This window comes from Streptomyces sp. NPDC002779, assembly GCF_042888685.1.
In the GTDB taxonomy this organism is placed as follows: Bacteria; Actinomycetota; Actinomycetes; order Streptomycetales; family Streptomycetaceae; genus Streptomyces.
Genome location: NZ_JBIAQC010000015.1, coordinates 1 through 12,691 on the forward strand (window position 1 = coordinate 1; position 12,691 = coordinate 12,691).

Consider the following 12,691-nt stretch of genomic DNA (forward strand, 5'->3'; position numbering starts at 1 on the left):
CCCCCGGATCATCAACCGCAACAAGGGGGGGAAGTCATGCCGGACCCGAAGGCCGGAGGCCCCATTGCGGAGCCACGAAGAAGGTAACGGGGGGGAGCGGGCGGCTGCGGTGGAACCTGAACACAGTTCAGGTTCGGCGTCAACTGACCTGACGTGCAAGGCCCGTTGGGAAAACTGTGCAAGGCGTGGTGATCCGCCGTGTGCGGGGCATGCGGCGGCAACGCGGTGCTTGTTCAACGTTCATGTTTCGGCTCGATCCTCCACAGGCGGCGTGGTCGCGCCGCGGAAGGCAGCCGCGGACAGTCGGCGGCAACCGGGAGGGCGTCATGGGACACGGGCATCATCACCACCACCATCACCACCACCATCACCACGGACACGACCACGACCACGCGGAGGTCACGGCGCTGCCCGCCGCCTTCGACATCGACGTCCCCGACGAGGCCCTCACCCCCGAGCAGCAGTCGCGCCGCTCGCTGCTGCGCCGCGCCGGCCTGCTCGGCGCGGGCCTGGCCGCCGGCAGCGTCCTCGCCTCCCAGGCGACGCCCGCCGCGGCCGCCGCCCCAGCGGGGCGCCGCACGAACGGCTTCCTGTGGCTGGCCGGCGACCACCACATCCACACCCAGTACAGCAGCGACGGCAAGTACCGCGTCGTCGACCAGGTCCGCCAGGGCGCCAAGCACGGCATGGACTGGCTCGTCATCACCGACCACGGCAGCGCCACGCACGCCAGGATCGGCGTCGAGAAGGTCAACCCGGACATCCAGCAGGCCCGGTCCGCCTACGAGGACACCCTCGTCTTCCAGGGCCTGGAGTGGAACATCCCGGCCGCCGAGCACGGCACGGTCTTCGTCCACCCGGGCAAGAACGAGGTCTCCGTCCTCAAGCAGTTCGAGACCGACTACGACGGCAGCGTCAAGGGCGCCTCCGACTCCACGCCCGCCAACGAGGCCCTCGCCATCGCGGGCCTGAACTTCCTCGCGGAGCAGGTGCAGCGGCGCAAGGTCAAGGACGCGCTGATGCTCGCCAACCACCCGGCGCGGCGCGGTGTCGACTCCCCGCACGAGATCCGCGGCTGGCGGGACGCGACCGGCGCGGACCGGCAGATCGCCGTCGGTTTCGAGGGTGCCCCCGGTCACCAGGCCGCCGGTCTGCCCGCGCCGCTCGGCATGGCCCGCGCCCGCGGCATCTACGACAACAACCCCGGCGCCAACTCCTTCGCCGGGTACCCGCCGGAGAGCTACCGCACCTGGGGCGGCTTCGACTGGATGACCGCGACCGTCGGCGGCCTGTGGGACAGCCTCCTCGCCGAGGGCAAGCCGTGGTGGATCACCGCCAACTCCGACTCCCACCAGGTCTACGCCGACACCGCCGCGCGCGGTGGCGGTGACTTCACCGCCAACGGCCGCTACGACGACCCCGTCTACGCCGGCCAGATCGACGTCACCCAGGGCGACTACTGGCCCGGCCAGTACAGCCGTACCCACGTCGGCGCCGACGGCTTCTCCTACGCCGCCGTCATGGACGGTATCCGCGCCGGACGGATCTGGGTGGACCACGGCCAGCTCATCAGCGGGCTCGACGTGCGGGTCTCCGGCGGCAGCCGCTGGGCCACCCTGGGCGGCGCGCTGCACGTGAAGAAGGGCACCCAGGTCACCCTGAGCGTGGACATCGCCCTGGCCGGCGGCCCCAACTGGGCGGGCTTCACGCCGAAGCTGGCGCGCGTCGACGTCATCCAGGGCGACATGACGGGCGCGGCGGCGGACAAGGACACCCTCACGGCGCCCACGGCCAAGGTCGTCAAGTCGTACGAAGTGGACAAGGTGTCCGGCACCGTGCGGCTGACCTACCAGCTCGGCCGGGTGGACCGGCCGCTGTACGTCCGGCTGCGCGGCAGCGACGGCAACCGGTCCGCCGTCGGCGCGATGGGCGCCGCGGTCGACCCGGCGGGCCCGGCCATCGACGTCGTCGGTGACGCCGACCCGTGGGTGGACCTGTGGTTCTACTCCAACCCGGTGTGGGTCCTGCCGTCGTGACCCCGGGGTACGCCGTCACCGTCGACCCGGAGCTGCGGGACCTGCGCGCGGCCGATCATCTGCTCCTGAAGCTGGCGGCCGAACTCGCCCTCCCCGAGGACATGTTCGGCTGCACGCACCTGGTGCGCGACGACCGGCCCCGCGTCGCCCTGTCCTTCGCCCTGCCGACCGAACCCCTCCTGCGCACCGCCCTGGAGGCGCTCACCGGCCAGGGGTACGCGGTGACGCCCGGACTGCCGGACCCGGTCGGCCGGGCCGTGGCGTACCCCGGCTGCACCGCGCTCACCGGCACGCTGACGGTCGCGGAACTGCTCGGCCGCTCCGCGATCGACACGGTGACGGTCCTCGGCACCGCGGAGCCCCCGCCCCCCGAGACCCGCCTCGTCACCCGGGACCACGTCCGCCCGCAGTGGCAGGCGGGCACCCTGGTCCTCGCCACGATGCCCGCGGCGGGCGGAGTCCTGGTCCCCTTCGAGGTACCGGATCCGACGCCGTGCTGCGCGGACCACTGAAGGGGCCCCAGGGGCTCAGCCGGCCTCCGAGAACACGAAGCCGAACTGTGCCGGCCGGGCCCGCAGGACGTACCGCGGCAGCGGGCCCGGCCCGCAGGACTGGGAGCCGATGCCGTGCAGGGCGTGGTCCAGGTTGACCCACACCCCCTTCCCCGGCGTCAGGTCGGTGAGGTGGCGGGCCGCGTCCAGCTGCTCGCTCGTCCAGCGGCGGGCGGTGAACCAGAACTCGGGGTCGCCCTCGATGCGCAGACCTCCCAGTTCCACCCAGCGGACGTCGGAGCGGGCGCCGTTCTCCTGCGGGCGGACGTACGGCGTCTGCAGGGCGTCCACCGTGGACCGCCAGCGGCCGAGCCGCGACGCCGACCTGGAGTCGGGGTACGCCTCGCCCGGCCCGCCCCCGAACCAGCTCACCGGGTCCGCCTCGGCGAGCCCGAAGCGGATGCCGAGCCGGGGCAGCGGCACCGTCCAGTCGCCCTCCGGGGTCACCGACACGGCCAGCCGCAGCCGGTCCCCGTCCGCGCTCCAGCGGTAGACCGTGCGCAGGCCGATCTCCCGGGCGGCGGGGGCCACCCGGGTGCGGACCGTCAGCGCCCCGGAATCCCACTCCACCGCGTCCCGCCGGTGCTGCATCCGGTGCAGGCCGAGCGTGCGCCACAGCGGTCCGTGGCGCAGGCCCGTCTGCCACTCCGCGCCGTCGTCGTTGTCCGTGGTCGCCCGCCACACGTCGAGGCGGGGCGCGCTCATCTCCACGGCGCCGACCCTCAGCAGCGATCCGGTGCGGGCGTCGAAGACCGCCGGACCGAGGCGGATCAGCCCCTCGGCGAGGACGGGACGGCTGCTCGCGGTCACCGTCGGCCTCACCCGCCCGGTGACCGGGAGTTGGGTCCACGCCACCTCGTGCCCCTGCGGGGCCCACGCGGTGTCCTCGGCCAGCACCGCCCGCAGCGTCCACCGCGCCTCGCCGTCCCGGGTGCCGGCGGGCGGCTCGGGCAGCTTCACGTCCGCCGACGCGCCCGGCGCCGGCTGCGGCATCGCCAGCACACCGGCCTGAACCGTCTCGCCGTCCACCTGGTACGACCACTCCAGCGTGAGCGACGACAGGTCCGCGAAGTCGTACCGGTTGACGACGCGTACGGTGCCGTCGGCGCCGTCGCCCTCGAACCGGACCGGCTCGATGACCTTCTTGTACTCCACGAGCCCCGGCGACGGCGTCCGGTCCGGGAAGAGCAGCCCGTCGCAGACGAAGTTGCCGTCGTGCAGCTCCTCCCCGAAGTCGCCGCCGTAGGCGTAACCGAACCCGGGATGCCTGATGCCGTGGTCGATCCACTCCCAGACGAAACCGCCCTGGAGCCGGTCGTACCGCTCGAACAGCGCCTGGTACTCGGCGAGTCCGCCCGGTCCGTTGCCCATGGCGTGTCCGTACTCGCAGAGGATGAAGGGCAGTTCACGCCGCTTGCGGGTGCCGCCGTCGAGCCCCTGCCCGATCCGCTCGACCTCGTCGTGGAAGGCGTACATCCGCGAGTACACATCGGTGTCCCGGCAGTCCCGGTCGCCCTCGTAGTGCACCAGGCGCCCGGGGTCGCGGGCGCGGATCCACTCGGCCATCGCGGTCAGGCCCCGTCCGGTGCCGGCCTCGTTGCCCAGCGACCAGATCACGACCGACGGGTGGTTCTTGTCCCGCTCGACCGTCCGGGCCACGCGGTCCAGCAGGGCCGGGGTCCACCGGTCGTCGTCGACGGGGTTGTCCCGCCAGTCCTGCTCGGTGAAGCCGTGGGTCTCCAGATCGCACTCGTCGACGACCCACAGGCCCAGCTCGTCGCAGAGGTCGAGGAAGGCGGGGTGCGGCGGATAGTGGGAGGTGCGGACCGCGTTGATGTTGTGCCGCTTCATCAGCAGCACGTCCTCGCGCATGGTCCCCGGGTCCAGGGCGCGGCCCTTCTCCGGGTGCCACTCGTGCCGGTTGACGCCCTTGAACAGCACCGCCCGGCCGTTGACCTTGATCAGGCCGTCCTGGAGGACGACGGTGCGGAAGCCGATCCGCAACGGGACGCGCTCGCCCCCGGTCGCCAGGACGCCGTCGTACAGCCGTGGTGTCTCCGCGGTCCACGGCTCCACCACGGCCGTCACCGCCTCGCCGGTCGCCGCGTCGACGCCCAGCTCGGGCACCGTCACCCGCCCGGCGACCTCGGAGTCCACCCGGAGCGTGCCCTCGCCGGTGAGATGGTCGTAGGAGGCGTGTACGGCGAAGTCGCCCACGGCGCCCGGCGGGCGGTACAGCAGGGTGACATCACGGAAGATGCCGGGCAGCCACCACTGGTCCTGGTCCTCCAGGTACGAGCCCGCCGACCACTGGTGGACCCGGACGGCCAGCACATTGCCGCCCGGCCGCAGCAGCCGCCCGACCGCGAACTCGTGCGGCAGCCGGGAGCCCTTGAACTCGCCCAGCTCGGTGCCGTTCAGCCAGACCCGGGCGCAGGACTCGACGCCGTCGAAGCGGAGGGTGGTGTCACCGTCCGCGGGCCAGTCGCCGGGCAGGTCGAAGACGCGCAGGTGATCGCCGGTCGGGTTCTCGGTCGGGACGTGCGGCGGGTCCACCGGGAAGGGGTAGAGGTGGTTGGTGTAGTGGGGCGCGCCGTGTCCCTGGAGGACCCAGTGGCCGGGGACCGACACCTCGGCCCAGTCCCCGGCGTCGTAGCCCCGCGCGGCGAACGAGTCGTCCTCGGCGTCCGCGGTGGCCGACAGCCTGAAGCGCCAACTGCCGTTCAGGGACAGTGATCTCGCGTCCGAAGCGGCGTACCAGGCCCGCGGCGGCAGGGCACCGCGGCCGGGGGAGACGTCCTCGACATAGCTGACGTCGGTGGTGCGGAAAGTCATCGGTCTCCTCGGTCAGCCCTTGATGCCGGTCTGCGCGATCCCCTGCACCAGCCAGCGCTGCAGGAACAGGAACACGAACACCAGGGGCAGGATGGAAAGGGCGGTGGCCATGAAGATCAGATGGAAGTTGACGGTCTGGTTGGTCATGTACGAGGAGAGCGCCACCTGCACCGTCCAGGCGCTGGGGTCCTGGCCGATGACCAGCGGCCACAGGAAGGAGTTCCAGCCGCTGATGAAGGTGATGGTGGCCATGGCCGCGAAGAAGTTCAGCGAGTTCGGCACCACGACACGCCAGTACGCGCCCCAGTAGCCGAGCCCGTCCACGCGCGCCGCCTCCTCCAGTTCCTTCGGGAATCCCAGGAAGTACTGCCGGAACAGGAAGCAGGTGAAACCACTGAACAGACCGGGGACGATCAGGCCCCGGTAGGTGTCCACCCAGCCCAGCGAGGAGACCAGCACGAAGCTGGGCACGAAGGTCACCGCGGTCGGCACCATCAAGGTCACCAGCACGGCGTAGAAGACCTTGTCGGCGTGCCGGTAGGGGATGCGGGCCAGGGCGTAGCCGGCGAGCGAGCACACCAGCAGGGTGCCGACCGTGTGCAGGACGCCGACGATCGCCGAGTTCCCGAGGGCGCGGGCGAAGTCGACGGTCGGGTCGTCGAAGGGCTCGGTGATGTTGCCCCACTGGATGTCGGTGGGGAAGAACTTCCAGTCCTCGCCGGTGATCTCCGGGTCGGTCATCAGGGCGTTGCGGACGATCAGATAGAAGGGGACGAGGAAGAGGAAGGCGGCGACGCCGGTGGCGGCGTAGAGGCCCGCCGAGCCGAGGACCCCGCCACGCCTGGCCTTGCTCACGTGGATCCCTCCCTTCTGCCGAAGCCCAGGAACCTGCCCTGGAGCAGGGTGACGACGCAGATCAGCAGGGTCAGGATCATCGCGCCCGCGCTGCCGGCGCCGTAGTCCTGGTTCTCGCCCAGGGCGATGTAGTACAGCTCGACCAGGGGCGGGCGGCCCCAGGTGGAGTTGGTGAGCAGGTTGAAGAACTCGTCGAACGCCTGGTACGCCTGCACCAACAGCAGCAGGATCACCGCCGTCGAGGTGGCCCTGAGCTGGGGCAGCGTGATGTACCGGAAGGTCTGCGGGCCCCGCTTGGCGCCGTCGATGGCGGCGGCCTCGTACAGCTCCTGCGGGATGTTCTGCAGGGCCGCCAGGAACAGGATCATGAAGAAGCCGGCCTGCAGCCAGAGCCGTACGGTGAGGATGACCAGCCAGTACCAGGGCGGGTCGGGGCTGGCCAGCCAGGCGATGTCGTCGATGCCGAACCAGCCGAGCACGGTGTTCATGAGGCCGAACCGGACCCCGCTGAAGATCGACATCTTCCAGATCAGCGAGGCGGCGACGTAACTGACCGCCGTCGGCAGGAAGAACACCGACCGGAAGAACGCCCGCATGAACCGCAGCCGGTTCACCATCAGCGCGAGGCCGAGCGAGAACGCCCACGTGGTGGGCACGATGAACGCGGCGAACACGGTGAAGGTGACGAGCGAGCCGGTGAAGTCGTCGTTCGACAGCATGTAGCGGTAGTTGTCGAACCCGATGAACTCGCTCGGGGTGACGGTGAAGCGGGCGTCGAAGAAGGAGAGCCACAGGCTCCAGCCGATCGGGACGTAGACGAAGAGCCCGAGGCCGATCAGGAACGGGCCGGTGAAGAGCCAGAAGGCGGCGGTGGGGTTGCCCCGCAGCCGTCGCGTGATGGTCGCCATGTCGCGGATACCTGACCGGCGGCTATCCGAAGAGCTTCTTCAGCTCGCGGTCGACCTTGCCGTCCGCCTTGTCCAGAGCCCCCTCGGGGTCCCCGTCCTGCCGTACGCAGTCGGCGAGGACGTCCTCGACGGCGTCGAGCATGGCCTGGGTGAAGCCGATGTTGTCGAAGTGGCCGTACTCGTTGAAGAGCTTGACGCCCTCGGCGGGCAGGCCCGACTTGAGCTTGTCGGCGGACTCGGCGAGCGAGGTGCGCGGCGGGATGTGGAAGCCGTAGGAGAGCGACCAGTCCTCCTGGTACTCCTTCTGGTCGATCCACAGCCACTTCACGTACTCCTTGGCCGCCTCGACGTTCTTGCCCTTGGCGTTGACGAACATCGACCAGCCGCCGTTGTAGACCGACGGCTTGCCCGCGTCGCCGACCTTCGGGAAGGGGAAGATGCCGAGGTCGTCGCCGAGCGCCTGCTGCATCTGCGGCATGGCCCACATCCCGCACCACTGGATGGCGGTCAGGCCCTGGTTGAGCGGGGAGGGGTCCCAGAAGTCGGTCGGGGCGCCGAGCAGGAGATCGCCGCTCTTGAACAGCCCCCGCAACTGGACGAGGCCGTCCTTGACCCCGTCGGTGTGGTAGGCGATCTCGTTGTTCTCGTCGAGGGTGTCGGCGCCGGCTGCCCAGATCAACGGCCGCATGATCGCGTCGAGTTCATTGCCGAGGAAGAGGCCCTTGACCTTGTCCGTGGTCAGCTTCGCGGCGGCCTCGATCAGCTCCTCCAGCGTCTGCGGCACCCCGACGCCCGCCTTCTCCAGCAGCGACTTGCGGTAGTAGAAGAACTGCGGGTCGTCGATCATCCGGACGCCGTATATCTTCCCGTCGACCGTGTGCGAGGCGATGTCGGCCTGGTTGAAGTCGTCCTTGACCGGGCCGACGATGTCGGTCAGGTCGGCCACCTGGCCGCTCCTGACGAGCTGGATCTGCGGATGGAACTCGAACAGGTCCGGGGCCTTGTCGGTGAGCAGCGCGGAGAACAGCTTGCTCTCGAAGTTGTCGCCGGTGATCCACTGCGTGGTGACGTCGGCTTCCCGGTACGCCTTGGCGTAGCGCTTGATGGCCTGTTCGGTGCCGGCCTCGCCGTACGCGTGGAAGTACTGCACCAGGCGCGCGCCCGAACCGGAGCCGCCACCACGGCCGTTGTTGCCGCCGCACGCCGCGAGGCCGCCGCCGGCGGCCAGGCCCATGGCGGCGCGCAGAACGGTGCGGCGGTCCCAGTTGCTGTTCCTCGTTGCCGACATCTGACGTCCTTGTCTCTAGACGGCTGCGCTTGCGGAGCGGGACGTTAACCTTCGGCCAATCCTTCGGCAAGGGGTTGGACGAAGTCGGTGCGAAGAGTTGTGCGGCGTTCGGGATGCCGTACAACTCCCGTCCGTCGTCAGGACGGTGAGGCGGTACGGGTCCTCTTGGGCTGCCTGCGTCCGGCGGACTGGAGGGCCCCTTCCAGCGCGAACGTGGCCGCGCCCAGGCACACCGGGTCGGTGGGGATGGGCGACAGGACGATCTCGGTGGCGGCCATCGGCCGCGGCAGCGCGTGCCGGGCGACGGCCTCGCGCACCTCGGCGACCAGCGGTTCGCCGAGGGCGGTCGCCACCCAGCTGCTGAGCACGACCACTTCGGGGTTGAACACATTGACCAGGTCGGCGATGCCGGTGCCCAGGTAGCGCACGGTGTCGCGGAGCACCTTGAGCGCCACCGGGTCCTGCGCCCGTACGCCCCGGGCCAGCGCGGCGATGGTGGCCGTCTGGTCCTCCGGGTGCAGCAGGGTGCTCCCGGGGCTCAGCTCCCGCAGGGTCAGCATGATTCCGGAGGCGCCGACGTACGCCTCCACGCAGCCGTGTTTGCCGCAGCGGCACAGCCGTCCGTCCAGGACGATGGTGGTGTGGCCCCACTCGCCGGCGCTGTTGCTGACCCCCCGGTGCAGCGCGCCGCCGAGGACGAGCCCGGCGCCCACGCCGGTCCCGAGGTTGACCACCACGGCGTCCCCGCGCCCGCGCGCGGCCCCGAACCACAGCTCGGCCACCGCGGAGGCGCGCAGCGGATTGTCCAGGTGCAGCGGGTAGGCGATGTGCTCGGTGAGCAGGTCCAGCAGTGGCACCTCGTGCCAGTCCCAGTTCGGCGCGTACTCCGAGACGCCGGTGGCCCGGTCGACCTGGCCCGGCACGCTGACCCCCACGCCGAGCACCCGCGCCCCCTCGACCCCGGCCTGCGCGACCACCGAGCCGACGGCGGCGGCGACATGCCCGACCACCTGCTCGGGCAGGCTCTCGCCGGGGCGGACGTCCTCCTCGGCGCGGGCCAGGACGTTCAGCGCGAGGTCGAACAGCTCGACATGGACGTACGTCTCCGCGATGTCGACGCCGATCAGCGCGCCGCCCGACGGGTTGACCGCGACCAGTCCCCGGGGCCGGCCGCCCGCCGAGTCCTCGAAGCCGACCTCGGTGATCATCCGCAGGTCGAGCAGTTCCCCGACGAGCGTGGCGACCGTGGCGAGGCTCAGCCCGGTGGCGGCCGCCAGCTCCTGCCGGGAGGTGGGCGACGCGGCGATGATCTGCCGCAACACCTCGTAGCGGTTCGCGGTGCGGATGTCTCGTGAGGTGCGCTTCACCGGGCCGGCCCCTGTCCCTCTCGCTCTGGCCGGTCGGCAGCGGCACCGGCGCGGCGCCAGGCTATGGGCCCCGGGGGAGGTTCGACAAGGGGTTAGGAAAGGGGCTGGAGGAAGTCGCTCAGGAAGGCGTTGGTGAAGGTGCCGCCCGGGTCCAGCGACCGGGCCAGCTCCCGGAAGTCACCGAGCCGCGGGTACCGCTCGCGCAGGGTGCCGGCCGGCGTGGTGAACACCTTCCCCCAGTGCGGCCGCGCGTCGAGCCCGTCCAGCGCCTCCTCCAGCCGCCGCACCACCGGCAGCACCGCCGCCGGGTCCGCGATCCAGGTGAAGTGCAGGGCCACCGTCTCCCGGCCGTACGACGGACTCAGCCACTGCTCGTCGGCGGCCACCGTCCGCACCTCGCAGATCTGCAGCACCGGCGCCACGGTCGTACGGATCGCGTCCAGCGCGCGCAGCGCGTCCATGGCGTACGGCCGGGGCAGCAGGTACTCGGACTGCAGCTCGGCGCCGCTGCTCGGGGTGAACTCCGCCCGGAAGTGCGGCAGTCGCTCGTGCCAGGGACCCGGGAGGCCGAACTGCTCGGTGCAGTTGACCGCGGGCATGCCCGGCACCGGGTGCATCTTCTCCGTCGCGGGCGTGGCCCAGGGGAAGGCGGGCAGCGGCTGGTCGGTGCGCCGCTTCAGCCACACCTGCCGAAAGCCCGGCGCCCGCCAGTCGGTGAACAGGCTGACGCTGTACGCCGCCCGGGTCACCGTCTCGAACTCCAGCCGCTCCAGCGGGAGTTCGGTGAAGACATGCTGCTCCACCTCATAAGCGGGGTCCAGGTCCAGGGTGAGCGCGGTGACCACGCCGAGCGCGCCGAGCGAGGTCACCGCCCCGCCGAACCGGGCGTCCTCCCGCCCGATCCGGACCGTCGACCCGTCCGCCGTCACCAGCTCCACCTCGCGCACGGGCGCGGCCAGCGAGCCGTTGGCCACCCCCGAGCCGTGGGTGCCGGTGGCGACGGACCCGGCCACCGAGATGTGCGGCAGGGACGCCATGTTCGGCAGCGCCAGTCCGTGTCCGTGCACCACCCGGGCCAGCTCCGCGTACCGCACCCCGCCGCCGACCCGCACGGTCCGGGCGGCGGTGTCCACGTCGATCGGGGCGGGCAGCCCGGCGAGCGACAGCAGCACCCCCCCGGCCCCCGGCTCGGCGATCTCGTTGAAGGAGTGCCCGCTGCCCAGCACCCGCACCCGGGCGCTCCCGGCCACCAGGGCCCTGAGCGCGTCGAGCGAGTGCGGGCGGTGCAGTTCCTTGGCGGCGTAGGTGATATTGCCGGCCCAGTTGGTGACCGTCTCCGTCATCCGTCGTCCCTCCCGGAGAGTGCGTGTGCGCCGAGCCTCTCATCCGCCCGTCCGGGCCCTGGGGCACAGTGGTGCATACCGGACGGATCCGCGGCACGAGGGGACCCGGCACGGATCACGCGCAGGCAGGGGCATACCGTGAGGAGTCGAACGCCTGAGCCGGGAGGAGACACGGGATGGGCAGCCGTACCGCGCTGGTCGAGGATCTGATGGAGCGCTTTCCGCACGTACCGCGGGAGGCCGTCTTCAAGGAGGACCTGCTCCGCGGCGGTGTCGCCTTCGACCCGTCCGCGCTGAGCGACAACGAGTCCGGCGAGGTCAAGCCGAAGTCGTACTTCATCTTCTCCTTCGACCACGGCACCCTGCCGGAGCTCGGCGAGGCCGCGCTGCGGCGGCCGCCGGAGGAGATCATCCTCACCGGCGGTCCCTACGACCTGCGCCGGACCGTGGTCTCCGTGCGGGTGAACCCGGCCTCGCCCTACCGGGTGGCCGCCGACGAGGACGGCGTGCTCGGCCTCTACCTGGACGGCAGGCGGATCTCGGACGTCGGGGTCCCGCCGATGCCCGAGTACTACCGGCACACCCTCGCCAGCGGGAAGTCGGTCATGGAGGTCGCCCCGACCATCCAGTGGGGCTACCTGATCTACCTCACCGTCTTCCGCGTCTGCCAGTACTTCGGCGCCAAGGAGGAGTGCCAGTACTGCGACATCAACCACAACTGGCGCCAGCACAAGGCGGCGGGGCGGCCGTACACCGGGGTCAAGGACGTCGAGGAGGTCCTCGAAGCCCTGGAGATCATCGACCGGTACGACACCGCCAAGGTGTCCACCGCCTACACCCTCACCGGCGGCGCGATCACCAGGACCGTCGCCGGGCGCGACGAGGCCGACTTCTACGGCCACTACGCCAAGGCCATCGAGGAGCGCTTCCCGGGCCGGTGGATCGGCAAGGTCGTCGCCCAGGCGCTGCCCCGTGACGACGTGCAGCGCTTCAAGGACTACGGCGTGCAGATCTACCACCCCAACTACGAGGTGTGGGACCGCCGCCTGTTCGAGCTGTACTGCCCCGGCAAGGAGCGCTACGTCGGCCGCGACGAGTGGCACAGGCGGATCCTGGACTCGGCGGAAATCTTCGGCGCCCGCAATGTGATCCCCAACTTCGTGGCAGGCGTGGAGATGGCGGAGCCCTTCGGCTTCACCACGGTCGACGAGGCGATCGAGTCCACCACCGAGGGCCTGCGCTTCTTCATGTCGCACGGCATCACGCCCCGCTTCACCACCTGGTGCCCGGAGCCCACCACCCCGCTCGGCAAGGCCAACCCGCAGGGCGCGCCCCTGGAGTACCACATCCGGCTGCTCCAGGCCTATCGTCGGACGATGGAGGACTTCGGGCTCTCCTCGCCCCCCGGCTACGGCCCGCCCGGACCCGGCCGCGCGGTGTTCTCGGTCAGTTCCTTCATGGACAGCCTGCCCGAGGAGCAGTCGGCCACGGCGTGACGGCAGTGGCCC

Annotated in this window: 9 protein-coding genes; 3 read left to right on the top strand and 6 right to left on the bottom strand. The window is 71.0% G+C overall.

Features of this window, described 5'->3' with window-relative positions:
- Positions 1-326 precede the first annotated feature (326 nt).
- Together ACFYW5_RS31250 and ACFYW5_RS31255 are read left to right on the top strand one after the other, a co-directional pair.
- The gene (locus ACFYW5_RS31250; RefSeq protein WP_389420478.1) at positions 327-2,036 is read left to right on the top strand and encodes a PHP domain-containing protein; all 1,710 of its coding nucleotides are present in this window, start codon (positions 327-329) and stop codon (positions 2,034-2,036) included.
- Positions 2,033-2,548: a hypothetical protein gene (locus tag ACFYW5_RS31255; RefSeq protein ID WP_389420479.1), complete on the top strand. Its 516-nt coding sequence runs from the start codon at positions 2,033-2,035 to the stop codon at positions 2,546-2,548. Before ACFYW5_RS31250 ends, ACFYW5_RS31255 begins: the two co-directional genes overlap by 4 nt.
- A 15-nt stretch (positions 2,549-2,563) precedes the next feature.
- Here the strand turns inward: ACFYW5_RS31255 and ACFYW5_RS31260 are convergent, their stop codons facing one another.
- From ACFYW5_RS31260 to ACFYW5_RS31285, 6 genes are all read right to left on the bottom strand, one after another.
- On the bottom strand, positions 2,564-5,422 hold the full coding sequence (locus ACFYW5_RS31260) for a glycoside hydrolase family 2 TIM barrel-domain containing protein (protein WP_389420480.1): 2,859 nt from the start codon (positions 5,420-5,422) through the stop codon (positions 2,564-2,566).
- Between the two features lie 12 nt (positions 5,423-5,434).
- Positions 5,435-6,277, bottom strand: a complete 843-nt coding sequence (locus ACFYW5_RS31265) for a carbohydrate ABC transporter permease (RefSeq protein WP_389420481.1) — start codon at positions 6,275-6,277, stop codon at positions 5,435-5,437.
- Positions 6,274-7,185, bottom strand: a complete 912-nt coding sequence (locus tag ACFYW5_RS31270) for a carbohydrate ABC transporter permease (RefSeq protein WP_389420482.1) — start codon at positions 7,183-7,185, stop codon at positions 6,274-6,276. The genes ACFYW5_RS31265 and ACFYW5_RS31270 overlap by 4 nt, the downstream gene beginning before the upstream one ends.
- Before the next feature lie 22 nt (positions 7,186-7,207).
- The gene (locus ACFYW5_RS31275) at positions 7,208-8,473 is read right to left on the bottom strand and encodes an ABC transporter substrate-binding protein (RefSeq protein WP_389420483.1); all 1,266 of its coding nucleotides are present in this window, start codon (positions 8,471-8,473) and stop codon (positions 7,208-7,210) included.
- 137 nt (positions 8,474-8,610) lie between these two features.
- A complete protein-coding gene (locus ACFYW5_RS31280; RefSeq protein WP_389420484.1) occupies positions 8,611-9,840 on the bottom strand; it encodes an ROK family transcriptional regulator in 1,230 nt (409 codons plus the stop codon).
- Between the two features lie 92 nt (positions 9,841-9,932).
- Positions 9,933-11,183, bottom strand: coding sequence for an FAD-binding protein (locus tag ACFYW5_RS31285; protein WP_389420485.1), 1,251 nt, complete (start codon positions 11,181-11,183; stop codon positions 9,933-9,935).
- Between the two features lie 176 nt (positions 11,184-11,359).
- Between ACFYW5_RS31285 and ACFYW5_RS31290 the strand changes: the two genes are divergently transcribed.
- Positions 11,360-12,679 carry a radical SAM protein gene (locus tag ACFYW5_RS31290; RefSeq protein WP_389420486.1) on the top strand — a complete coding sequence of 440 codons (1,320 nt, stop codon included), beginning with the start codon at positions 11,360-11,362 and terminating at the stop codon, positions 12,677-12,679.
- Positions 12,680-12,691 lie beyond the last annotated feature (12 nt).

Excerpts from the sequence above, each read along its gene's own strand:
- ACFYW5_RS31270 (WP_389420482.1), bottom strand. The coding sequence starts at position 7,185 with ATGGCGACCATCACGCGACGGCTGCGGGGCAACCCCACCGCCGCCTTC.
- ACFYW5_RS31285 (WP_389420485.1), bottom strand. The coding sequence starts at position 11,183 with ATGACGGAGACGGTCACCAACTGGGCCGGCAATATCACCTACGCCGCC.
- ACFYW5_RS31260 (WP_389420480.1), bottom strand. The coding sequence starts at position 5,422 with ATGACTTTCCGCACCACCGACGTCAGCTATGTCGAGGACGTCTCCCCC.
- ACFYW5_RS31250 (WP_389420478.1), top strand. The coding sequence starts at position 327 with ATGGGACACGGGCATCATCACCACCACCATCACCACCACCATCACCAC.
- ACFYW5_RS31275 (WP_389420483.1), bottom strand. The coding sequence starts at position 8,473 with ATGTCGGCAACGAGGAACAGCAACTGGGACCGCCGCACCGTTCTGCGC.
- ACFYW5_RS31290 (WP_389420486.1), top strand. The coding sequence starts at position 11,360 with ATGGGCAGCCGTACCGCGCTGGTCGAGGATCTGATGGAGCGCTTTCCG.